Raw genomic sequence first — 24,163 nt, 5'->3', positions numbered from 1 at the left:
AGGTGACTTCATACAGTTGAAATCACCTTATTAAATTGAAACCTTAATGCTGTTTATTGCTTTTTCTTTGCAAGAATCACAATAGAGTCATCCTCTTCAAATTCTTTATAAACTTCAATTTTTAGAATCTCAAAATGCTCTTCGTAGAGTTCTTGAAGTTTTTCTTCGTTTTGATAATTTACAAAAAGACCTTTAAAGATTTCATCACCTTCGCCTTTCCAATAAGAGTGGCAAATGATACCTTCTTTATTCAAAATACCGCTATGTTTTTCTAATGATTTTTTGATTTCCTCATCCGTAAGATGTTGCATGACCTTATTGGCGTAAACGCCATCAAAACGAAGAAATGTATCTAAAGTAATGGCGTCAAGATGTAGGAATGTACCAGCAGGGTTATTTCTCTTTAAGTATTTTACAAACTCCATTGAATAATCAGAACCAACAGCTGTAAAAGTTTGACTAAGAATTCTCCAATCTGTTCCAGGGCCAGAACCTAATTCCAACAACATACTTTGTGCAGCTAGATGTTCTTTTAATTTTTCAATTAGTTGTTCACTATTGACTTCCTTGGCCATGTTGACATAATCTTCAACTCCTTCTTTACTTAAATAATACGTTCCTTCCATCTAGATTAATTTTAGTTTTTGAGATGTTCTAAAAACATGCTCTTATTCTTCATTTTTTAACTCTTCCATTTCTGCTATCATTTCTTTTAGTTTTCTAAATTGAGAACCATACATCAAGTTCATATCGAAATAATATATTTTTTTTGCAAAAACAGAAAGTAGAATAGCTCCAATTGCTACCATCAGCAAACCAAATTTGGGCATGCCCCATAATAATTCTGAAGCTTCGTAATGTTTTACTATTTCGTCCTTCAAAAATGTTTCCCAAATTCCCAAAGTTGAGATAATAAGTACTAATGGATAAACGAATCTATAAATTTTAGTATAACCATTAATTATATTTTTCAACCAAGCATCAAATTGAATGATATAATCATAACTTGTATTCGTTTTTTCTAATCCATTGAGTGCTTTTAGTTGTTGGTGCCCATAATAGACAAGATACAAAAGTGCAGCACAAATAATAATACCTAGCACAATAACGTTTCCGATAATACTAAGTATTAGAGGAACTATTGTAAATAATGCAATAGCCCATAGGTTAATCTTAAAATCTCGAATAAACTTGTCGACAAAATGAATTGATTTTTTTTCATACAGTGCATTAATTTTAGGTGCAACTAATGCTTCTTGATTAATAAAACCTTTTTTCCAGATGTTTTCAATTGACTTTTCCATGTAATAATTTTTTTAAGCGTTCTTTAATTCTTTTGATTCTAACTCCAATATTGTTGGGAGTAGCATTAAATGTTTCAGCAATTTCTTGATAACTTTTTTCTTCCAAGTAAAGAAGAATAATAGCTCTATCAATTTCTGAGAGCTTACGGATAGCATCATAAAGTAAAGAGAGGTCCTCGTCTTGAAATGCTTTACTTTCTTCCTCTATTTCAGGAGGTAAATAATCGCTGGCAAAATGTTGAACATTGTTTTTCTTCTTTTTCAACAATGTCAGACAGACATTTACCGACAAACGATACACCCAAGTAGACCAATCTGATTTATTCTGGAAATTGTCTTTACTTCTCCAAATCTGAAGACAAACCTCCTGATAGTAATCTTCAAAGTCCTCTTGTGTATTCGTGTATGCACGACATATCTTGATGATAATTCCGCTATGAGGCTGAATAAATGTTGTATAAAAATCACTGCTCACTATTCTTTTTTATTTGGTTAGTGGCTCAAAATTGAAATTATTACACCTAGAGTAATTTTTTTTTCATTTTAATGGTAGGCATAGGTTTGTGATAAAGATATCAACAATACAAAAGTGATGTATTTCTAGTTAAACTTCAGGACTTTTGTCTCGATAGATGCACCTAAACACCTGTACATGTTTTGTACTATGATGCAATAAATACAATGACTCTTCTACCTTCACTAAAACCTCTGCCTGTAAACAATTACTAATTATAATTATTTATAGATTTTTTTCATTACATTTCTTGTCGATTAAAGATTATCAAAAATAAATTACATGTACTTAGTTATAGCTTTAATAGCTTTTGTGGGCCTCCTCGGTGTTTTAAAACTTTTATCGGATAGAAAAATTAAATTTCACTATCGTAATCTTTCAGCTATAGGATTAGGAATTGTTTTTGGCTGGAGTCTCTTTGAATTTTTACCTAAAGAAACTTACCAAGAATTACAATACTATATGAAAACGGTATCCAATGTGTATATCCGTTTTCTGAAATTAATGATTGTTCCAATTGTTTTTATCAGTATCACATCAACACTGGTAAATTTGAATAAAGAATCAAATATTGGAAACAGAATAGGGAAGGTGATCGCCTATTTTGTGGTGTCAATTACAGGTGCTGCATCAATTGCTTTTGTAATGGCCAATGTGTTTAATTTTACTTCGTTGATTGATATTACAAAACTTTCTGAAGGGAATATTGCTCAAGGTTATGCCAATAGAATTGAAAGTATTGGTGATGCCTCATTGGGGAAAGTGATTTATGGTTTTACTCAAAAAATACCTACTTCGATCTTTGAAGCATTTTCTGAAAATAACATTATTGGTACGTTATTAATCGCACTTCTAATTGGTTTGGCTATTCGTCGAATGGAAAAGCGTAAGCCTGAGGAAATGGGGATGATCATAAAGTTATTAGATAGTACTAAAATAATAATCAACTCCATCACAATGACCATCATCAAATTGACACCTTATGGTGTTTTCTCTTTGATGACGATTGCGGTATCAAAAAATGGACCTACACTTTTTGGTGATTTAGCACTATTTATTGGTGTATCGTATTTGACAATGTCTTTGATTTTTGTGATGCATCTTCTTGTGCAAATAGGTATAGGTAACAACCCTGTCAAGCATCTTCAAAATTTATTGCCTGCGATAATCACTGGTTTCTCTACACAATCTTCTGGAGCGACACTTCCTGTTACAATCAATTCACTTATAGAACGAAATGGGGTAGATACTGAGACAGCTAACATCTCAGCCTCTCTTGGAACGACAATGGGAATGAACGCTTGTGGAGCGATGTGGCCAGTATTTATGATTATCCTTTCTGTAGGTGTGACAAATGCTTTGAGTATTCAACAGATTGACCTTTTATCACCCGGAGTGATGATTACAATGTTTATCTCTGTAGTGATTTCATCATTTGGCATTGCGGGCTTACCAGGGACAGCTTCATTTGCAGCCATTACCGCAATGACTATTATGGGTATTACACCCGAAGTAATGGGTATGGTATTGACGTTTGTGTTATCTGTAGATTCCTTAATTGATATGGGACGTACCGCAACGAATATATTTGGTGTGTCTTCTGCCGCCACTTTTATTTCCAAAAAGGAAAATCAAATGGATATGGAAGTATTTAATAAAGCTTCCTAATTCATTTATAATTTTATAGATGAAAAAACCTCTTGTTGGAATGTAAATTTCAGTAAGAGGTTTTTTATTGGGTTCTTTTTAATTCATACAATTCTTAATGAATATGGAATGATATAGATGAATGCATTAGATTGAGTTTATTAGTTAGAAAAGCAATATGAATCCATGCCAATATTTAAAAATCTATTATTAAAGACCTGCTTGTTGTTTTCATTATTTGTTCTTTTCAGTTGTGAATCAACTGGAGAAATAACACCAGAAAAACCATGGGTAATCATCGTAACTGAACAGTGGAAAGCGGATTATATAGTGATAGCTGTTGATCAAGCTTACAAGGCAGATAAAGTAATATCCTCCAAATCATGGGAGACAAGTGCCGATTGGATTTTAGTTGATGAATTGTACAAAGCTGATTTGAAAATCTATATTACGTCAGAGTCTTATAAGGCAGATTACAAGGTCTATTTTAAGTGAGTTCAAGCATCATTTCAGTACGGTTTAGAACATTAACGAATGTTAGTACTCTTTAAGAAATTACTTCAAAACCCTTATTCTGAATCATAAATAAAGCTTTTTAATATTTATTTATATAACAATGTATAGTAAAGGTAAAGAAGTGTAATATAACACATTGTAGAATCTGAAATTTTAATAAGATATTTGTATTGTAATGAAAGATGTATTGGCGATTACCATCTTCTTACCCACTCAGAAAAATTCTGAATGTATTAAAAAACGTCTTATCCTAATTTTATAATGGTTTCTAAGAAACTTTTACTGCCTTTCTTATTGATGGTTAGCTTGTTCGCATCTTACAACTCACAAGCTCAAAACTTTTCAAGTACATTTATTGAATATGCATACGGTTGGAACAATACCGATTATGTTACTGGAGCCAATCCTCAAAATGGAGGGATGAACCTCTTTACCTTAGACCATACAACCGTCACAAAATGGGGTGGTGTATATGGTTTTGTAAATTACATGGGAGCACCTAGTGGCTTTTATATGACTGGTTTTGATAATGAAATCCCGGATGAAGGGGCTGCAAATTATCGTTTATATTCAGAGGTTTCTCCTTGGGTGAGTTTATCTGGTGTAACAGGCAAAGATTTTTCTTTTGGCCCAGTTGCAGATGTGTCGATTGATGGACAGCTCAACTTTGGCAATGGTTTTATGGCAGGGCTTGCTGGTGTAGGTCTTACTTTCAAAGCTCCAAAAGGAGGCTTTTTAAAATTATCAACGTATTGGAGAACGGATAACATCAGACATGATGCAGTACAATTCACCGGTGTTTTTGATCTTCCATTATGGAGAAAACTAGGTTTCAGAATGCAAGGTTTCTTTGATTTAATTCCAAATGCTACCAATAGAGCAGAGTTTGGAAGTACTGACATGGGAACTGATTTTATTTCTCAAACTCGTTTCTTATTTGATGTAGGTAGAAATACCGTATTCAAAAATGACAAAAACACTAAATTAGAATTTGGTGTGGACATTTACATGCACTTCAATAAGGATTTAGCGGCAAATAATTCAAATGCATTTGTCCCACAACCATGTGTGAGATTGACATTCTAATAGGTCAATTCATTCTTTATCAATTTGTTAAATAATCATTTCCTCTTCTTTGTATAAACATTATCGCCAAAAAATTATACTAAGAATCATTAAATTGAGATCATGGAATTTCTTAATAAAGTTTTCAAACTAAAAGAAAACAATACAACAGTTAGCAAAGAGTTCATTGGAGGTTTGACAACTTTCCTCACAATGGCTTATATCATTTTTGTCAATCCAGATATATTGTCACAAGCAGGGATGGACAAAGACGCTTTATTCTCTGCTACATTATTAGCAGGTATTGTCGGTACATTATTAGCGGCCTTTTGGGGTAAAATGCCCTTTGCGATGGCGCCAGGTATGGGACTAAACGCATTTTTTACCTATACTATTGTTATGGGGGCCAATGTACCTTGGGAAACGGCTTTGGGAATTGTTTTTATCTCAGGTGTAGTTTTCGTACTATTGACATTTCTTGGAGTTCGAGAAAAAATTGCCAATGCAATTCCATTGTCACTGCGTATAAGTGTTACAGCTGGTATTGGTTTGTTCATTACATTTATAGGAATGAAAAATATGGGTTTGATCACTGATCATCCTGCTACATTGGTAACGTTAGGTAAATTTACACCAGAAGTAATCATTGCTTTAATTGGCTTTATCATTACAGCATTCTTGGAATATAAACGAGTTACAGGAGGAATTTTGATCGGTATTCTTTTTATTACGCTTTCAAGTATTACGTTAGGGTATGTAGAGTTGCCATCAAGTATTGTAAGTTTACCTCCTTCCATTGAGCCTGTATTTATGAAATTGGATATTATGGGCGCTTTAAAATTTGCTTTTATTGGTCCTATCTTTTCATTTATGTTCGTAGATCTATTTGATTCACTTTCTACGATTATTGCTTGTTCAAATCAGGCCGGTTTAACGAAAGAAGACGGTTCAGTGCCAAGATTAGAGAAGATTTTAGAGGCTGATGCAGCCACAACAGTCGTAGGTTCGGTAATTGGAACAAGTACAACAACCATTTTTATTGAATCTGCATCAGGTATTGCAAGTGGTGCAAGAACAGGTTTAGCATCAGTTTTTACGGCAATTATTATGATAGGAGCATTATTCTTTGCACCTTTGGCCTCGATTGTTCCCTCGTATGCTACAGCACCCGCTTTAATGATGGTTGGAGTTTATATGTTTTCCAACATCAAACAAGTCAAGTTCGACAACATGTTAACAGCTGTTCCATCCTTCTTAACAATTATTATGATGCCTTTGACGTATAGTATCTCAATGGGTATTACCTTTGGATTCTTGTCTTATTGCATTCTGATGTTGATGGGAGGTAAGGGAAAGGAATTGCCAGTGGCAATGTATGTAATAGGAACATTATCATTAATCAACTTAATAGTTGGTTAATTCAAAATATATCGAAGTATTCTGCCTAAGTGCGCATGCGCAAAAAAGGAAAGAACGCTTTCCAGGAGGTATCATTAATTTGATACCTCTTTTTTTGTCTATTTTTTGATGAAATAAGCTTTATAAAGTACTCTGTTTAAAATATTTGCAATTAATGATAAAAAAATAAACATTTAATTTGTTTAAAAAATAATCATTATATAAATTTGAACTATCAAACAATCACAAAGGGTTGTTTTTAAAAAGAGTTTGTAATTTAAATAGAATATATAATGAGAAATTTCATAATTACCATGTTGATAATGTGCTTATTGAGCTTCACTAATAATGCTATTTCTGAAACGTCTCCTAGTGCATCACCTTCAAAGACATCGTCTAAAGAATTAAGGCATAAAAAAATTATTGCTAATAGTTATACCATTAATGTAGGTAGGGGTGCCACATATTTTGGTATATCAAAGCAACTTTCTCAAGTCGCAGGAGTGAATTGGTCTTGGGATTTGGTAGATACAGTGAAAGGTTATCATCAGTTGAAATATAAAGACGAGGTACTGAAGCCAAATCATCGATTTACGGTTTCTTTATAAAATTGTAATAGATAGCGTTTGAACAGCATAGCATTGAATACTAAAATTTTCCTTCAAAAACTTTCATAACCCATACCTATTTTTCAATGTGCTAACCGTGATTTAGAGCCCACAAGATCTTACTACTATCAAACAATCCAGAAGTAGACAATAAGGGAGAATCATTTTGGATTACTTTGATAGTAGTTTTCTTTTTTACAAAATACCTATTTATGGGTATGGTGTATATTAAGTATTCTGCATAATTTTGTACTGTATTGATAAACAGATGTGTATGGCATGTTTTGTGTTCGTTATTTCATATCTAAATTCTCGCCCTTTAACTATTGTACTTATGAAAAATCTGATAACAACCCTTATATTATTCTTCGGAATTTGTACTTCAATCAATGCTCAGGCTATCTATGTATGTAATCAATCGAAAAATGCAGATTTTAGTAGCTTGCAGGCCGCCATTAATCAAGCCTCAGATGGAGATAGTATTTATGTAAATATGTCTCATGAGAGTTATGGTGAAATCTCTATTACAAAAAAAGTAATATTGATTGCCAAGAAAGTATTCTTTCATGAAACGGATCATTCTACAGCTAAAATTGATAAGATTATTCTTGAAAAAATAGAAGATGGCAATACTGATGCTTCTTATTCAGTAATTCATGGTTTTGAAATAAATCATTTGATGACCATTGCAGATCCAGGAAATTATGTGCAAAACGTTACCCTGACAAGTAATCAACTGAATTATAAACCAAGAACGCACTCTACTGCTACTTGGAAAATTTCAGACAATAAGTATTAAGAAAAAATTATAGATAAACTTTTTTCATTGGCTCTATTTTAAACATAGAGGTGCACACATAAAGAAGGCCTTCCAATTTGTTTTGGAAGGCCTCTTTGTTTGTGCTGTTTTGTATAATTAAATACTTTCTAAAGCAGCTAATATATCTTTCACACTCATTCTGTCCTTGTAATTAGGATCATAATGTCTTGCAATAACTTTACCATCTTGACCAATCACAAAAGTAGCTGGTACTGGTAATGTCGCTTTTTTAATCGCGTTTGTTTTCGTTAAATCATTTTCATATTTCTTCAACATGGTTTGATATCCCTCGTTCACGTCAAAAGTGACTTGGTAGCCGTTCATAATGTCGAGTTTCGGGTCACCAACTAAATCAAAGTTAAATCCTTTTTTAGAGGCAAAGGCTGAAAAACGTTCTTGTGTTTCTGGAGTAACGGCAATAAATGTTGCACCAGCTTTTTCAATCATGCTTAACGAATCATTGACATTGATCAAATGTTTCGCACAATAGGGACACCAACTTCCACGGAAGAAATTAATGACAACAGGTCCTTTTTTTAAAGCCTTTTCAAGGTCAAATTTCTTGTTGTCTTGATTTTTTCCTTCAAAAACGAAGGCGTCATCACCGACTTCAAGACCTGGTTGAAGTGATGATACCACAACTCCATACTTTTCATAAATGGCTTTTTCTTGTCCAAAAGATAAAGAGCCCATCATTAATAAGCCCACTACAAAGCTGAGGGTTAATTTTAAGTTTAATTTCATAGTTTAAAAATTTGTTTTTGACTGATAGGTCAAATATAGTATGATGTTTTTGAATTTCACAAACCTGAACCTTGATATTTTATGATTTTGGGAAGAGAATGGAACAAGAAGTGATTAATTTGACTATTATTAACAGACATTTACATTAGGAAAGACGTATATATAGAAGTTCCTTTCTCTTTTAAACTATTTCGTGTCATGAAAAAGCAACCTAAAATCAAAATTTCATTATCACTAAAAGATAAAACCATTGAGTTAGTTTGTATCGCAATTTTACTCATCACATGGATTCTACCTCTAGCTGTGTACAACGATTTACCAGAGGAAATTGCCATTCACTTTAACGCAGAAGGTATTCCTGATAGCTATGGTCCCAAAAGTTCATTATTCGGTTTACCTATTTTTTCTTTATTACTTTTTTTATTGCTAACGATTTTGAATAAATATCCACATACTTTTAATTACCCAGTTGAAATCACTGAGGAAAATGCGTTTAATCAGTATACCCTTTCAACTCGGTTTATACGTTTTTTGAAGCTTTCAATTCTAATTGTATTTTTAATTATCGTTTATAAGAGCATTTCTTTAAATCCTGAAGGGTTGGGGAATTTCTTTTTACCTTTTGTATTAATCATAACTTTTGCGCCTATCATCATCTATTTAGTTAAAGTGATGAGAAGTCAAAAAGATGAATAAAGTATAGTCTGAACCTTATCATTAAAAAAAAGATGTAACTATGAGCTCAAAGAAAACATCAATTAGAAATAGAATTGGAATAGTCTTTATTATCACGGGCTTTGTTTCTCCGTTAATTGGATTAATTGTCCCATTTTTAAATCTTTCTTCCACATTAACTTCTTCATTAGTGGCATTATTGATGGTAGGTGGTCCAGAGGTGTTTTTAGTAATAGGGACAGCTTTAGCCGGCAAAAAAGGAATAACCATGGTACAAAATAGAATAAAGAGGCTATTAGGTCTCCCCGAAGGAAGGTACCCTGCAACAAAGTCACAATATAATCTTGCTCTTGTCATTATGTTTATATGGCTTATTTCTCTGACAGTTCCCTTATATATTCCTGGTTTTATCGAACAATTTCACCTTGATCAACTGATGTGGTATTATTATTTGATCATTGATGTGCTATTTATTGTGGCCTTTGTTTTTTTAGGCGGCCATCAATTCACGACAAAGTTCCTCAATTTGATCACATGGGAGGAGTGGCAATTGCCGGATAAGAATAAAGATTAATAATTATCAATCGCATAGGGATTAAGATGATCTAACACACATTTATGTTTATAAACTAGAGTGTTATGATCAAAAAAATACTGCTTCTTATTTCTTTCATAGTATTGACCACTATAACGAGTGCTCAAGAAAAATACAATGCTTTCTCTTTTTCAATGAGTAGGGGTGTTAATATGACCAATGAAAATCCATTTTATGGATTTAGTATTGACTATTCAAGATCAATAAAGAATACACGCTTTTCGACAGGATTTGCCTTGATGTGGGATGAAGAAAAAGATAAAAATAGATACCTTCAGAACCTAACTTTTGCCTGTACAGTTGGCTATAAAATTAATGAGAAATGGTCTATTGGTTCAGGTATTGCCAAAGGCTTTATGAATAATGAAAATGAAAGGCAAGAATACCAATTTGTTAATGGTGACTGGTCGACAGGATTATCCGCCACATATACTTTAAAAATAACTCCAAAGCATGTAATCTCAATTACTTCTTCCTTAGAATATAATATCACACAACATGAATACAGCCTCTCATTTGATCTAAATTACACTTTACCGTGGTGATATTCATCAATTTATAGTTCGTTTACTTTTTGTTAACATAGAAAATTCAACATTCTATATTTTAATATCGTAATATTGCGATATGGGAATAACAAAAGTAGATGGGTTTACTCCTGAAGTAACTCAAATGGCAGAAATATTAAAAGCATTGGGGCATCCTGCAAGATTAGCTATCATGGAATATTTGATAAATAGTCCAGATTGTATCAATGGTGATCTAGTAGATCATTTGCCACTTGCTCAATCTACAGTTTCAAGACACCTTTCAGAATTGAAAAAAGTAGGTCTAATCAAAGGTACAATTACAGGAAATTGTATATCGTACTGTATCAATGATGACGTATGGGATAAAATAAAAGTATTCTTCAATACCTCATCAGATCAGATTACACCAGGTAAAAGCTGTGCTTGTTAGTTTGAATTATTTTAAAATAGAATATATAAAAATGGAAAACACTACGGTATCAACATTAGAGCAGTACATTGCTTCTGCAAAAGAAGAGTTTCATTTAATTTCAGATGAAAGAAAAGAAGCTTTAGAAGTAATCTCCAACTTTGTGAAAACAAAGTTAGCAGAAGATGGAATAGCGAACTTGATTCTAATTTGTACCCACAACTCTAGAAGAAGTCACTTGTCTCAAGTATGGACTCAAGTAGCGGCTTATCATTATGGATTCTCAGATGTATTTGCATATTCTGGAGGTACTGAAGCAACAGCTTTGTTCCCATCTGCAGCAAATGCTTTAGAAAGAGCAGGTTTAAGCGTTCAGAAATTATCTGATGAAGCAAACCCTGTATATGCAATTAAGTACGATGAAAATCAACCTGCTATCATTGGTTTTTCAAAAAAGTATGATCATTCTTTTAATGCTCAATCTGGTTTTGGGGCTGTTATGACTTGTGGTCATGCAGATGCTAATTGTCCTTTTATTCCTGGAGCAACTAGAATCTCATTACCATTTGAAGATCCCAAAGCATTTGATGGAACTCCTGAGCAGGAAGAGAAGTACGATGAAAGATGTCGTCAAATTGCGAGAGAATTGTTATATGCATTTTCTGTTATTTAATCGGTTCAATTGATTTAAAACTTCCAAAAAATGAACAAAGAATTAAAAATTGAGGAACAAGATCCACTTTGTCCTCAAAAACAACCAAAGAAGTTATCCTTTTTAGATAGCTACCTCACACTTTGGATTTTCTTAGCTATGGCAATTGGTGTTGGAATAGGATATTTCTTCCCAACTGTAGCCGATTCAATCAATGATATGTCAGTGGGTACAACCAACATTCCTTTGGCTATTGGTTTGATTTTGATGATGTATCCACCATTAGCAAAAGTGAAATACGAAGAGATGGGTAAAGTTTTTACGAATGTAAAAGTACTTACTGTTTCATTAGTATTGAACTGGATTGTAGGTCCAATTTTGATGTTTGCTTTGGCATTAATCTTCTTGCATGATTATCCAGAATACATGACAGGTTTAATCTTGATTGGATTAGCTAGATGTATTGCAATGGTAGTAGTTTGGAATGATTTAGCAGAAGGAAGTTCAGAATACGCAGCAGGTCTTATTGCATTGAACAGTATTTTTCAAGTACTTTTCTACAGTGTTTATGCTTACGTTTTCATCACAATTCTTCCTCCTCTATTTGGTTTTGATGGTACTGTAGTAGATATCACAATGGGCCAGATTGCTGAAAGTGTTTTTATTTACTTGGGTATTCCTTTCTTAGCAGGTTTCTTAAGTCGTAAAATCCTTATCAAAGCAAAAGGTCAAGAGTGGTTTGAAAAAGAGTTTGTTCCAAGAATTTCACCAGTTACTTTGATTGCATTACTAAGTACTATTGTAGTAATGTTCTCTCTAAAGGGACAAATGATTGTAGAGATTCCAATGGATGTAGTTAGAATTGCTATTCCGTTAGTGATCTACTTTGTACTTATGTTTGTGGTGAGTTTCATGTTGGCAAGATATTTTGGAGCAGATTATGAAAAAGATGTTTCGATTGCTTTCACTGCAACAGGAAATAATTTCGAATTAGCTATTGCAGTCGCAATTGGTGTGTTCGGAATTAACTCAGGACAGGCTTTTACAGGTGTTATTGGACCTTTAGTAGAAGTTCCAGCATTGATTGCACTTGTCAACTTGGCTTTCTGGTTTAGAAAAAAGTATTATACTAAATAAATAACAAAAAGTGATCTAATTTTTATGTAATGTTGTGATGGGAATTTTTATCATCATAACCCTGCATAAAGGTTAGATTACTTTCTTTTGACATATGGACTTCAGAGATACAAAATTCCTATTTTTCACTGGTAAAGGGGGAGTAGGAAAAACTTCATTATCAAGTGCGGTAGCGGTTCAATTAGCTGATCAAGGACAAAAAGTGCTACTTATTAGTACTGACCCAGCATCCAACCTTACTGATGTTTTAGCAACAGAAGTGGGTGATAAGACGATCGTAAAACACCCTGATTTAGACACATTATCAACAATCAATATTGACCCCGAAGAAGCTGGAGAATCTTATAAGAATAGAGCTATATCTTCTTTAGGGATGTTGGCGACTCCAACATACAAAAATAAAGTAAGAGAACAACTTTCGGGTGCTTGTACAGTTGAGATTGCCTCTTTTGATGAATTTACACGATTCATTTCTGGAGAAGCAAATCCAGAAGACTATGATTATATTGTTTTTGATACAGCTCCTACCGGCCATACATTAAGGTTGTTAGAGTTACCTGATGCATGGAATGACTTTTTGGATCATAATGAAGGAGCCTCTTGTATAGGTCCATCTACTGCATTAAAAAGTAACCATAAACGTTACAAAGAGGTAGTGGAGGTTTTGAAAGATCCGAAACAAACTACATTCTATCTAGTTGCCAGAGCAGAAGAAACATCATTAAAAGAAGCGGCTAGATCGGCTAATGAATTAGCTGATTTAGGAATGAAAAACCAACGTTTGTTACTCAATGGTATTTATTCTCCCATAGATACTTCGGATCAATATGCTATTGAAATCGCAAATAAAGCAAAAAAGCAACTAGACAATATTCCCCTTGACTTAGCCCATTTACCTAAGGAGGAATTTGCTTTACTTCCTTATAACATCCTTGGTTTAGAAAAACTGCGATCTGTTTTTTCTAAAGAAAAACAACAAGAGATTGTTGAAAACGAAAATATAGAAGAAGTAAAGCAAAGTAATACACCCGCGTTTAATGATTTAGTGGATGATCTTGAGAAAGATGGACATGGTTTAATTATGACTATGGGTAAAGGTGGTGTCGGCAAAACCATCACGGCTTCTGCGATTGCAATTGCGTTGGCAAAAAGAGGACATTTAGTAACGCTTACAACGACTGATCCCGCTGCACATTTAAAAGATTACACAGGTCAAATTGTTGATTTGCCTGAAACTTTAAAAGTGGAAAGGATTGATCCAAAAGCCGAAACAGAAATCTATATTGAAAAAGCGGTAGCCCAAAGAGGTGTAGGTAAAACGGAAGATCAAATTAAGCTTATTAGAGAGGATCTGAACTCACCTTGTACTGAGGAGGTTGCTGTTTTTCATGCTTTTTCGAAAGCAATACGAAGTGCTAAGAGACAATTTGTCGTTGTCGATACTGCCCCAACAGGTCATACATTATTATTACTTGACACTACAGGAAGTTATCACAAACAGGTAGTAAAACAAAGTAATATTGATGCATCAAAACTACATACGCCTTATCAAATGATTCAAGATCAAACGATTACTAAAGTTGTTTTGGTGACGTTACCTGAAACCACTCCAATTCGTGAGGCAGAGAGTTTACAAGATGATTTGAAGAGAGCGGGTATTATTCCATATGCATGGGTGGTGAATCAGTCTTTACCAACGGGTGATGAGTTCTATGATCCAATTTTATTAGAAAAAAGAAAACATCAACAAAAGCTTATTTCGGAAGTGACATCTGTTTCAACAAATAAAACTTTCAAAATTGACTTTATTTTAGAGGAACAAATAATGTCTCAGTTGGTGTAATAAATAATCATTTACGCTGCAATGGCCTTATATTGAGTAACATTACCTCAATATAAGGCCATTTTTATATTCAAGAAAAAAGTTCCCTAAACTTGAAAAAATCTTCAATAATATTTTAAAAATTAAAAAAAAAAGGAGATTTTTGATTTACTATGTGTTTTATAAAATGTGAATTATAATTGTTGCTCTAAATAGATTCATTGCAAAACTTTATTTTTCAAGACCAAAATATACTCTACTAAATAACTAAATATGCTACAAATTACTGTTTTTACCTCCTTTAAAAGGAGGGGCTTTCTTGTATTATTATGTTTTCTATTCACCATCGACATCTTTGCCCAAAATGAAATTCCTGGCGATGGATTAATACTTTGGCTAAAAGCCGATGTAGGTTTGACAACTACAGACAATGGTGATGGAACCACTAGAGTGGATAGTTGGGCCGATCAGTCACACACCATTACAGGTGTCAATACTGGTTATTACTTTAACAATGATGACAACGAGGATGATATTGTCATTGAAAATAATGTTGTGAATTCAACATTACCTGCTGTTTTGTTTCCTGGTCGATCTCAAAGAGGTTTAACTCTAACGGGACATTCAGGGGATAATTTCTTGCTTAAAAATTATGAAGTTTTTGTTGTATTAAAAGCAACTTCAGCTGGTGATACTGATGTTGGTTTTTTTGCTGGAGGTAATAATTTTCGTTCACTTTATGGTATGTGGAACAGTGAGAGGTTCTACATGAGAGGTGCACAAGAGTCTAGTGGCGGCAATACTGATATTTATACTTGGCCGATAGCTCCTGATAAATTTGCATGGGGGCTAGTAAGTTTCCAAAGAAATACATCTTATGAAACAGACTTTACGGCAAATGGAGGAACTTTTACAAACTTACCTATCAATTCAAGCGATGCCGGAGATAATAGATTAGGTATTATTGGTGGAGCTGATAATGATACTAATTTAGGATGGAGCGGATACATTGCTGAAGTAATTATTTATAATAAAACTACAGGTCTAGACCCAGTGACTAGATTGAGAGTCAATGATTATTTAACAGCGAAGTATGGATTTACTCACGAAGAGTTTTCTGATACAGATGAACTTTTCAATGGTAATACAACTCCTAATCAAAATATTGTTGTACACGGTAATGATGGGGGAGTTTATACACCTGATCGCAGCTATCCTTCAACAACGCTAGATGTATCAGTTAGTTCATCTGTTGATGATGACTATTTAGTTGTAGGAGAAACAGATGAATCAGGTTTGGTTTTTACAAACGCACCGGAGGACAAAAGAATCTGGGCTAAGAAATTCTATTTACAAAAAAATGGTGACTTAGAATTTACCCTAAGTTTTGATGTACAGACTTTTGAAGGAAAACCAAATGACTATGATACAGGCGATGGAGCCGAAAGAAGTGAAGCGGATTATGCTTTAGTTTACTCTTCAGACAATGCTACAGAATATGTTATTTTAGATGGTGTAAATGCTTCTTTCAATGGAGATGACTTTGTAGAGTTTACCGTGTCAGATGCAGATTATGATGTGAATGGGGATGGTTTCTACACCTTAGCATCAAAAGCACCTGAAGCTTTATATACAAAAGGTACTGGTAAATGGGATGATCCCATTTGGACCACCAATCCTTCTGGAGCATCTGACGGTTTAAATCTTACTCCTGGAATAGAAGACAATGTTATCATCAAATCAGGTCATGTAGTGACAATTGATGATAATAATGTTACTTTAAAAGATGTTACTGTAGATAAAGGAGGAAAATTGATTGTAGGTAATACAACAGGCCACACATTTGAAAGTTTAAGTGGAAAAGGTATAATTCAAGTGGAGGGTGATAATTTCCCTTCTCCTTCTACAGCCACCGGAGTTGGTGGGTTTCTTACATCTGATGGAGGTATTGTAGAATTTATTGGTTCAGGTGGAACTCTAACAAATAGTCATTCCTATAATATAGTTCACGTTAACCTAGATAATACTTCAGATGAGCTCATATTAGATACTTCAAGCCCGATAAGTATTTATGACTCTCTTTTAATTACTAAAGGTGAAGTTATATTAGGTACTAGTGATGCTACAGGTGAAGCTGTTGACTTTACAGTAAATGGAAATGTAAGAATTGCTGGTAATGGTGCTCTAGGGGTAGGAACAGACAATGTAGTTCATAATATTACTTTAAAGAGTAGTTTATATAATTCTGGAACAATTGCTCTAACTAACAGAGCAAAAATTACAGAAGATTTTGGATCGGAAGACTATTTAACGGATTTAGAAACCTATTTTTCAACCAACTTGTCTGGTCAATATGCAATCATAACGTTTGATGCTGATAATAAAGATCAAGATTTAATAGTCAACGGATCAACAATCTTATATCAGATTGTGGTAGATAAAGGTACTTCAGATTATTACAATTTGAATATTAGTGCAGGATCAGAAGAACTTTTTGAGATGTATGGTTACAATATACATGCAAATGCGAGTACAGGGGGAACGGATGGTTCAATGACGACTAGTAATGGTATGTTTGTAATGAAATACGGTACAATTCATTTTGGTCAAAATATTTATATTCCAAGTTATGCGAACACACCTGATAACTATGATTTAGGTTTTGGATGTAGAATTTGGGTTGATGAAGGTGCTGACGTTAATTTTGGACCTGTTAATGCATTAACGGTGTATGGTAATGTTTTAGTTACTGGTGGGCGTTTCAATATTGGTTTAAATAGTGATGGAACAAGTAATGGAAAACATAATAGTATTACATTAAGAGAAAAGGGATATTTTGTACAAGAAGGAGGACAAGTTTTCTTAAATCAAATAAAGACATCAAATCTTGGTGTAGATCATCAAGGTTCCTTTACAATGTCAGGTGGGGAAATGACAATTTATGGTTATGTTCCCGGAAGTAATGTAGCTGCTTTTTCTCTTCCTTATAAAACGAACTCTTTCAATATGTCAGGAGGTACAATTACAATCCATAATCAAGGAAGTACTGTAAGTTACCTTGCGAAGTTTGCAATGGAAGACGGTTTTTACAATGTAACAGGTGGTGAAATTGTACTTGATATTAATTCAGATAAAAATGCAAGTTTTGTTTCCTCGATTCCATTCTATAACCTTACCGTAACAACGGATTATCCATCAAGAAATGTTTCCTTAACTAATGGTTCAGGTACGTTTGGTGATGCTTTACCAAATGAGGGTAACTTAAATGTTTTGAATCACTTGGTAATTGAAGAGAACAGTAATTTACAAGTTGGTGAGTTTGATGTTACTATTAGTGGTGATTTGACATTATACAATGACTCTCAACTGAATATTGATGAGAATAATACATTGACATTCAATGGTTCAAGTGTAGATGACGAAGGTAATGTGTTGAACCACTATATTGATATTAGAGATACAGACACTCCATACGAAATCAATAACCTTGTGATTGATTTACCAAACGCTACTGATGTTTTGGAATTAAGGGATATTAGTGATAATGCATCCGTTGGAGATACTCGATTGAAAGTAATGAACTCATTATCGTTAACTCAGGGTATTTTTGATTATACAGACTATGTTATTGAAGTTGAAGGAGATCTTTCTTTTGAAGGTAAAATAGGTCAATCAGATTCTCCTGGACATATTATCTTAAACGGTTCAGCAGGTACTGCACAAAAAATATCATCGAGCTATGATTTAGTAGATGCCCAAATTGCAGACACGACGAATGTTGGGATTGCTCACTTATGGTTAAACAATGCTGATGGGGTAGAGTTGTCCAATATTATTTATGGAACAAAAATAACATGGCAGCAAGGTATTATCAAATCCAATGAATACGGTGTAGTAGTTGGTCAATTAGGAATCGTTGATGATGCAGGTAATCCGATTAATGATTTTGCGTCCAATGTCACTAATAAAAGAATGATTGTGGGCTCGGGTAATTCTTCTGATGGAGGGTTAACCTATCTTGTAAAAGATAACGGAGATTTTATTTACCCACTGGCTTCCGATTTTGATACACCGGTGGCTAATAGTTATAAGTTTACTCCAGCCACTTTAACAGTGAAAGATCATATTGCTGAAGGTTTTATTCAATTGGCCCCAAATAATGGAGATTTATCGACTTGGACAAGTGATAGAACTACTGATGACTTGTTGGATTATTATTGGAAATCAACTAATCATAATTTCTCAGGCAGCGAACCAAATGTAGAATGGGTATTTAAGTATCACCAAGAAGATATTGTAGCTGATGCTTCAACTTATGTTCCAGCCAGAGTACAATTAGAAGCTGATCATAAAGAAAGAGAAAGTCTAGGTGATACAGATGATGTTGATATTGATGGAAGTGATGCAAATGCGACTGATTATACGATCACAATTAAACCTTCTCCTTCAGTAAAGGCCTATAATTCATTATATACTGCTGGTAGTGCATCTAAATTTACAGGTGAATTAACCGTTTATTATTCTTACAGAGGATATGCAGAGGATAATCCTGATGGAAGTCTTTCCAATCGTCATGAATCAAAAACAAATAAATATGATAGTAGTATTCCTGATGGTTTTGTAGAAATTGTTAATGAAGCAGATTGGAATTATCCTGAACGTTGGTCAACTAACCCTAACTGGATTACAGATGGTAACCCAATTAGTACTCAAGGAATCCCTGGGGAAGGAGATATTGTAGTAATTGGACATGGCTCTTCTAAAGCCACAATTACTCAAGGACATAGAGTGATTATTAATTCATCTCCTAGAGATATCAAAGTAGGTATTGTACGCTTTGATTCACATGAAAGTGCATCGTTAGAAAAAGCAGATTTAGCAAGAATTAGATTAGAGAATGGTTCATTAACAGTTGATGTAATAGAAGATATTGGCTCACTAAGACTTCATAAAGGAACTACTTTTAATGGAACAGATATTAATGATTTCTTGAGTGAAGAAAGGAGTGAAATTATGATTCAAAGTAATGAATCAAGTATGGAAATTCCTGTTTTCTCAAAATATCCTTCAGTAAGGCTATGGGGTGGAGGAAGTTATAATTATGAATTTACATTTGCTTCTTCAGTTGATGAACCTGTTCAGTTTAAGTCGTTGATGATTGATGGAGGTACATTGATTCTTGATAAATCGATTGAGGTTGAAAATTCAATCAATGTTGGAGGCTATAGAGAGGCAGCTTTGGAAATAAATTCTGCTTCGGAAATAACTATAACGACTTCTAATATTAATTTGGAAAATACAATTTCTACAAATTCATCAACCGCTAATAAGTTCCTTGTGACAGGTACAGATGATATCGTGCACTCTTTAATTGTAAAAGGAGATATCACTATACCTGAAAAAAATGCTGATGAAGATGGTGAAGGTGGAATTGAGTTTAGCCTGTTAAAATCTGAAACTGAAAACAGAGTTGTTTTAGAGTTCCAAGGTCAAGAAAATGGAGTTTTCGATAATTTTTATTCAGATGCTGGTATAACGCCTGAACTTTATAAGATAAAAATGAATAAAGGCACAAATCAAAATCCGTCTTTTTCATTTAATACGAACTTCACTTTACCAAGTATTACGACTGAGGAGCTAATTACTTTTGAAAACGGTACTTTGGTCTTCAATAATAGTAATATTAATATTACTCCATTTGCAGTAGCAAGTTCTATTTGGGATTTAGCTTCAACGGCTGGTTTAACAATCAATCAAGGTACTGTAAATATTACAGGAGACGGATCAAACCTTCTATTAGGTGGAAAGTTAACTGTAGGCGGTGGTACTTTAAATTTATCAAATGCAAGTCAAGAAAATTCAATTGTGTACTCTGTAACAGGAGAAATTGAATTAACAGGAGGTGCGATAAATGTAGGGTCGGAATTACGAAGAGACTTAGCAAGTAATGACGCAAGCTTGTATTACAAACAATCCGGAGGTGTTTTCACAACGGGTCTTCAAGGAAACCCTAATAGTGCCACAAGAGGTACATTTGAAGTATTAGGTACTGAATCATCTTTTGATTTTAGTGGTGGTGAAATTATCGTTCACTCTGGAAAAATTGCTTTAGATGCAGCCACTTCTTCAGTAGTGGAAAGTGCTGAAATTAAACTGGGTAATAATTCTACAACTGAAACAATTGATGTTGAGTTAGCAAATGAAGTAGGGAAGATCGAATTAATAGCAGATGTTACCGCTGATGTTGTTATTAATGATATACAAATGGCAGGTGATCTAGAGATTCCTTCTACAGCAACACTAAACTTAAATAGTAGAAACTTATCTACGGCTGGAAGTATTACAAATGAAGGGACACTGAATGCTTCAACTTCAACGATTAGTATGGTAGGTTCAAATGCCCAATCTATTTCGGGTTCTAATGCAATTACGACTCAAAATATGATTGTAGCAACGGAAGGTTCTACAGTAACTATGAATGCTGACATCACAGTTTCGAATGATTTAACCATTACTTCAGGTGTTTTCTCAGATAATAACAATACTGTTAATGTGGGAGGAAACCTGAATGTTGAAGGGTCTCATACTACAACCGGAACTGGTAGAATTAAATTAAATGGTTCAAGTGCTCAATCAATTGATATTTCTGGAAGTTTAGGCCGTATGGAAATAGACAATTCAAATGGAATCAATTTAGAAAATAATATTGCATTAGTAGCTGAAGAAATCGTATTTACAAATGGTGTATTGAACATTGATATCTTTGGATTGAACTTAGGATCAGATATCTCGTTAGTGGCAACCACAGCATTTGATAAAGATAATATGATTCAGTTGAACGGAGGTTTAAATGCTAAAGGTGTTCAAATCGAATTACCATCAGATGCAATTGCAACAGAAAAAGTGATTCCAATTGGTTATCCTGGTACTTATGCTCCAGTTGGTTTCTTTGGTGATTTTGATGGAGCAAGTGCTGTAATTAAACCAATCAATACAATGCACACAGTTGCTGCTAATGACGGAGTGACTGATCATGCTTTAGAGCAGTTCTGGAGATTTGAATTCTCAGAAGAAGGAGTTGCTAAAGAAAGATATGTTTCATTATATTTTAATGCTGTCAACGTAAAAGGAACAAAGAGTAATTATCAAGGTGTTATTATTGATAACGATGCGAATATTAGAAAACCTATTAATATTACAGACGGTTTAAGTGACGATTTAACGAACAATAAAATCAAGATCAACTTAAATAGTCCATTGATTACAGGTGATTATTTTGCAGCCGAAGATGATGCTACTCCTGATAATATCATTAGATATAAATTAAAAGATGGGGTAACGGATGCAAGTTTAGATGATGTCGGTTCTGGTAAATGGGAAGTATCCACTGATGGTGGTGGAAGTTATTCTGACTTGGGATCCGCTCTAACGTCAGGTACTATTTTAGAAGTTCCAGCAGGAGTAAATCTTGAAACAACAAGTTTAGGTGATTTAGGTTTCAAGTCTTATTATAGAGCCATCATTAATGGTACATTAGAGGTCCACGTTAGAGATAGAGATATAGTTTTTAATGATGTAATAGGTGATGGAAAAGTTAAATTCTATATCAATTCAGATACAGTTGGGCAAATGCCATTTGCAGACTGGGAAGACTTCTATACTTCTGGCGGAGGTATCATTGTTGAAGGTAATGCTACCAATCCTCTATTAAGTTTAAATGCACCAGTAAGTGATGATCAGCTTACAATAGGAAGCCTTGAATTAATTGGTACGGGTTCTGATCAAGTTTGGGAATTACCTGATGGTAATGGTTTAAATATGGCATCGGGAGACCTTACTATAAATAATGTTGAATTTGAAATTGGAACTCCTTCAACGGTAAATAACATCATTATCGAAGGTGGTGGAATATTTACTTCAAACACTTCCTCTTCTTCTGTTGCAAATGCAGATGTTAGTGTTGCGTCAGGTTCTTCATTTAATGTTTCAGCGGGCTCATTCAATATTAAAGGGAGTAGTAATGTTATAGGTACTCTAAAATTAGAAAACTCTTCTGATTTGACGGTTGATAATGATATTACAATGGCAAGTGGATCTACTTTGGATTTAAGTCTTGGATCTGAATTAGCATTAGGTGGTGATTTTATTGATAACGGAACATCTAGTGTAAACTTGACAGGTGCCACTCTTACATTTAATGGTTCAACAGGTGATCAAAACTTCAGTGGTAATTTCACTTCCGCTGATAGTAAATCAATTGATAATTTAAAAATTGATAAATCAAGTGGAGAAGTATTGTTAGATAGTGGTAGTACTAAAGAGATTAACAAGTTGATTTTAAATTCTGTGTTGAATAATACAGTAAATTTTGATGGGTCACTTCTTATTTTAGGTGAAACTAGTGATGTGACAGGTAACTCTTATGTTGATGGTCCTCTCTCTAAAAAAATGGATGAGGGCGAAAGTTTTGTTTTCCAAGTTGGTGGAAGTGGATCTCAGAGAAAGCTTCAGGTCATATATAAAGACGATACAGATGCTGTAACCGGTACTGAGAAAACATGGACGGTAGAACATTCTCCCGATACCACTGACTTAAGGTTACCGATTGTGGATGGAATAAACATAGCTGTTGTATCAAAAGAATATCAATGGAGAGTAACGGATATGGCTCATGGAGAATCAGGTTTATCTAGTGATGCTGACGTTTATGCATATTATGAGTCACTAGGGAAAAGTTCTAGTTATGCTCTTGCTATCTGGGATCCTTTCCCATTATTTGGTTCATCAGAATGGGATAAGGCTGGAGACCCTTTACATAATACTGATGATTATTTTGAAACATTTAACGTTGGTTTTAGTGAAAAATATCTAGCGATTGGGGCAATTGATGAATCAACAGATTTACCAGTTGAATTAATTTCATTTGACGCTATTGCAGAAGTATCTCAAGTTAAACTAGAATGGTCTACAGCTTCAGAAGTGAATAATGATGGATTCGAGGTTCAGCGATCAATAGACGGAGAGAATTGGAGTAGTATCGGTAGGATAGAAGGAGCAGGTAACTCATCTGTTCGTTTGGACTACTTATTTATCGATGATAATCCAGTGATGAATCAAATGTCTTATTACAGATTAATTCAGACTGATTTTGATGGTACCGAAACTATTTTTGATCCGGTTCCTGTATTAATCGAAGGAAATGCTGCAGAAGCAGGTTTAGTTGTATATCCAAATCCAGTACATGATGGTAAATTGAACGTATTATTAAAATCATGGAAAGGAGATGTTGAAATAGGTTTATACACTACTTTAGGTTATAAAGTGATAAGTGACCAATGGACCTATGGAGATAGTCAGACTAAAGAACTTAAAGTTGGTAATCTACCAAGAGGTGTTTACTTATTAAGATTGAAATCAGGTAAAACTGTAAAATCGAAAAGGGTAATTATCGAATAATAAGGAAAATAAGTTCCACTTAAAATACCTTGCTCAATTCAGTTTGGGCAAGGTGTTTTTTTATGGATGACTTTACAGAGTAAACAAAAATTCATTCTCATAACAAACGTTTCACTAACATAGGCATTGATAGTGATAGGCCGATCTCTCAGATAAATCAATACCCATGACGTCTGAGACACTAGTGGAAACATTATGGGCGTTTAAAGCGCAAAGGTTTATTAGTTATTAGATATCGTTCTCTTATAATAAATACATAGAGAATGTTTAG

General features: G+C 33.9%; 18 protein-coding genes. 14 read left to right on the top strand and 4 right to left on the bottom strand.

What is annotated here, in order from left to right:
• Window positions 1–53: 53 nt before the first annotated feature.
• From IC221_RS05175 to IC221_RS05165, 3 genes are read right to left on the bottom strand one after another with little or no spacing between them, the layout of a single operon-like run.
• Complete coding sequence (locus IC221_RS05175; protein ID WP_188167947.1) at window positions 54–626, bottom strand: trans-aconitate 2-methyltransferase; 573 nt, start codon at window positions 624–626, stop codon at window positions 54–56.
• A gap of 42 nt (window positions 627–668) precedes the next feature.
• Window positions 669–1,304: a hypothetical protein gene (locus IC221_RS05170; RefSeq protein ID WP_188167946.1), complete on the bottom strand. Its 636-nt coding sequence runs from the start codon at window positions 1,302–1,304 to the stop codon at window positions 669–671.
• Window positions 1,288–1,779 carry a sigma-70 family RNA polymerase sigma factor gene (locus IC221_RS05165; RefSeq protein WP_188167945.1) on the bottom strand — a complete coding sequence of 164 codons (492 nt, stop codon included), beginning with the start codon at window positions 1,777–1,779 and terminating at the stop codon, window positions 1,288–1,290. The genes IC221_RS05170 and IC221_RS05165 overlap by 17 nt, the downstream gene beginning before the upstream one ends.
• Before the next feature lie 321 nt (window positions 1,780–2,100).
• Between IC221_RS05165 and IC221_RS05160 the strand changes: the two genes are divergently transcribed.
• From IC221_RS05160 to IC221_RS05135, 6 genes are all read left to right on the top strand, one after another.
• On the top strand, window positions 2,101–3,486 hold the full coding sequence (locus tag IC221_RS05160) for a cation:dicarboxylase symporter family transporter (protein ID WP_188167944.1): 1,386 nt from the start codon (window positions 2,101–2,103) through the stop codon (window positions 3,484–3,486).
• Window positions 3,487–3,651: 165 nt separating this feature from the next.
• On the top strand, window positions 3,652–3,960 hold the full coding sequence (locus IC221_RS05155) for a DUF6150 family protein (protein WP_188167943.1): 309 nt from the start codon (window positions 3,652–3,654) through the stop codon (window positions 3,958–3,960).
• Window positions 3,961–4,242: 282 nt separating this feature from the next.
• The gene (locus IC221_RS05150; RefSeq protein ID WP_188167942.1) at window positions 4,243–5,067 is read left to right on the top strand and encodes a hypothetical protein; all 825 of its coding nucleotides are present in this window, start codon (window positions 4,243–4,245) and stop codon (window positions 5,065–5,067) included.
• A 102-nt stretch (window positions 5,068–5,169) separates the two neighbouring features.
• The gene (locus IC221_RS05145) at window positions 5,170–6,465 is read left to right on the top strand and encodes an NCS2 family permease (protein ID WP_188167941.1); all 1,296 of its coding nucleotides are present in this window, start codon (window positions 5,170–5,172) and stop codon (window positions 6,463–6,465) included.
• Between the two features lie 272 nt (window positions 6,466–6,737).
• Window positions 6,738–7,052, top strand: coding sequence for a hypothetical protein (locus tag IC221_RS05140; RefSeq protein ID WP_188167940.1), 315 nt, complete (start codon window positions 6,738–6,740; stop codon window positions 7,050–7,052).
• 334 nt (window positions 7,053–7,386) lie between these two features.
• The gene (locus IC221_RS05135) at window positions 7,387–7,851 is read left to right on the top strand and encodes a hypothetical protein (protein ID WP_188167939.1); all 465 of its coding nucleotides are present in this window, start codon (window positions 7,387–7,389) and stop codon (window positions 7,849–7,851) included.
• A gap of 117 nt (window positions 7,852–7,968) precedes the next feature.
• Here IC221_RS05135 and IC221_RS05130 read toward each other — a convergent pair whose 3' ends face one another.
• The gene (locus tag IC221_RS05130) at window positions 7,969–8,616 is read right to left on the bottom strand and encodes a peroxiredoxin (protein ID WP_188167938.1); all 648 of its coding nucleotides are present in this window, start codon (window positions 8,614–8,616) and stop codon (window positions 7,969–7,971) included.
• Window positions 8,617–8,814: 198 nt separating this feature from the next.
• On the opposite strand from IC221_RS05130, the gene IC221_RS05125 reads away from it, so the two are divergent.
• The 8 genes from IC221_RS05125 (at window position 8,815) to IC221_RS05090 (ending at window position 23,892) form a co-directional block, all read left to right on the top strand.
• Window positions 8,815–9,312 carry a DUF1648 domain-containing protein gene (locus tag IC221_RS05125; RefSeq protein WP_188167937.1) on the top strand — a complete coding sequence of 166 codons (498 nt, stop codon included), beginning with the start codon at window positions 8,815–8,817 and terminating at the stop codon, window positions 9,310–9,312.
• Between the two features lie 40 nt (window positions 9,313–9,352).
• On the top strand, window positions 9,353–9,865 hold the full coding sequence (locus tag IC221_RS05120) for a transporter suffix domain-containing protein (protein WP_188167936.1): 513 nt from the start codon (window positions 9,353–9,355) through the stop codon (window positions 9,863–9,865).
• A 65-nt stretch (window positions 9,866–9,930) separates the two neighbouring features.
• A complete protein-coding gene (locus tag IC221_RS05115; RefSeq protein WP_188167935.1) occupies window positions 9,931–10,431 on the top strand; it encodes a hypothetical protein in 501 nt (166 codons plus the stop codon).
• Window positions 10,432–10,513: 82 nt separating this feature from the next.
• Window positions 10,514–10,846 (top strand): helix-turn-helix transcriptional regulator, encoded by a 333-nt coding sequence (locus tag IC221_RS05110; RefSeq protein ID WP_188167934.1) that lies wholly within the window; start codon window positions 10,514–10,516, stop codon window positions 10,844–10,846.
• A 31-nt stretch (window positions 10,847–10,877) separates the two neighbouring features.
• A complete protein-coding gene (locus IC221_RS05105) occupies window positions 10,878–11,498 on the top strand; it encodes a protein-tyrosine-phosphatase (protein ID WP_188167933.1) in 621 nt (206 codons plus the stop codon).
• Window positions 11,499–11,528: 30 nt separating this feature from the next.
• Window positions 11,529–12,614, top strand: a complete 1,086-nt coding sequence (gene arsB / locus IC221_RS05100; RefSeq protein ID WP_188167932.1) for an ACR3 family arsenite efflux transporter — start codon at window positions 11,529–11,531, stop codon at window positions 12,612–12,614.
• 94 nt (window positions 12,615–12,708) lie between these two features.
• The gene (arsA, locus tag IC221_RS05095) at window positions 12,709–14,457 is read left to right on the top strand and encodes an arsenical pump-driving ATPase (RefSeq protein WP_188167931.1); all 1,749 of its coding nucleotides are present in this window, start codon (window positions 12,709–12,711) and stop codon (window positions 14,455–14,457) included.
• Between the two features lie 252 nt (window positions 14,458–14,709).
• Entirely contained in the window at window positions 14,710–23,892 is a 9,183-nt protein-coding gene (locus IC221_RS05090) for a T9SS type A sorting domain-containing protein (protein WP_188167930.1), read from the top strand.
• Window positions 23,893–24,163: the final 271 nt, after the last annotated feature.

It is taken from the genome of Flammeovirga sp. EKP202 (assembly GCF_014534745.1).
In the GTDB taxonomy this organism is placed as follows: Bacteria; Bacteroidota; Bacteroidia; order Cytophagales; family Flammeovirgaceae; genus Flammeovirga.
This window is presented reverse-complemented; position numbering and strand designations above follow the sequence as displayed.

Excerpts from the sequence above, each read along its gene's own strand:
- IC221_RS05175 (WP_188167947.1), bottom strand. The coding sequence starts at position 626 with ATGGAAGGAACGTATTATTTAAGTAAAGAAGGAGTTGAAGATTATGTC.
- IC221_RS05170 (WP_188167946.1), bottom strand. The coding sequence starts at position 1,304 with ATGGAAAAGTCAATTGAAAACATCTGGAAAAAAGGTTTTATTAATCAA.
- IC221_RS05160 (WP_188167944.1), top strand. The coding sequence starts at position 2,101 with ATGTACTTAGTTATAGCTTTAATAGCTTTTGTGGGCCTCCTCGGTGTT.
- IC221_RS05155 (WP_188167943.1), top strand. The coding sequence starts at position 3,652 with ATGCCAATATTTAAAAATCTATTATTAAAGACCTGCTTGTTGTTTTCA.
- IC221_RS05150 (WP_188167942.1), top strand. The coding sequence starts at position 4,243 with ATGGTTTCTAAGAAACTTTTACTGCCTTTCTTATTGATGGTTAGCTTG.
- IC221_RS05145 (WP_188167941.1), top strand. The coding sequence starts at position 5,170 with ATGGAATTTCTTAATAAAGTTTTCAAACTAAAAGAAAACAATACAACA.
- IC221_RS05140 (WP_188167940.1), top strand. The coding sequence starts at position 6,738 with ATGAGAAATTTCATAATTACCATGTTGATAATGTGCTTATTGAGCTTC.
- IC221_RS05135 (WP_188167939.1), top strand. The coding sequence starts at position 7,387 with ATGAAAAATCTGATAACAACCCTTATATTATTCTTCGGAATTTGTACT.
- IC221_RS05130 (WP_188167938.1), bottom strand. The coding sequence starts at position 8,616 with ATGAAATTAAACTTAAAATTAACCCTCAGCTTTGTAGTGGGCTTATTA.
- IC221_RS05125 (WP_188167937.1), top strand. The coding sequence starts at position 8,815 with ATGAAAAAGCAACCTAAAATCAAAATTTCATTATCACTAAAAGATAAA.
- IC221_RS05120 (WP_188167936.1), top strand. The coding sequence starts at position 9,353 with ATGAGCTCAAAGAAAACATCAATTAGAAATAGAATTGGAATAGTCTTT.
- IC221_RS05115 (WP_188167935.1), top strand. The coding sequence starts at position 9,931 with ATGATCAAAAAAATACTGCTTCTTATTTCTTTCATAGTATTGACCACT.
- IC221_RS05110 (WP_188167934.1), top strand. The coding sequence starts at position 10,514 with ATGGGAATAACAAAAGTAGATGGGTTTACTCCTGAAGTAACTCAAATG.
- IC221_RS05105 (WP_188167933.1), top strand. The coding sequence starts at position 10,878 with ATGGAAAACACTACGGTATCAACATTAGAGCAGTACATTGCTTCTGCA.
- arsB (WP_188167932.1), top strand. The coding sequence starts at position 11,529 with ATGAACAAAGAATTAAAAATTGAGGAACAAGATCCACTTTGTCCTCAA.
- arsA (WP_188167931.1), top strand. The coding sequence starts at position 12,709 with ATGGACTTCAGAGATACAAAATTCCTATTTTTCACTGGTAAAGGGGGA.
- IC221_RS05090 (WP_188167930.1), top strand. The coding sequence starts at position 14,710 with ATGCTACAAATTACTGTTTTTACCTCCTTTAAAAGGAGGGGCTTTCTT.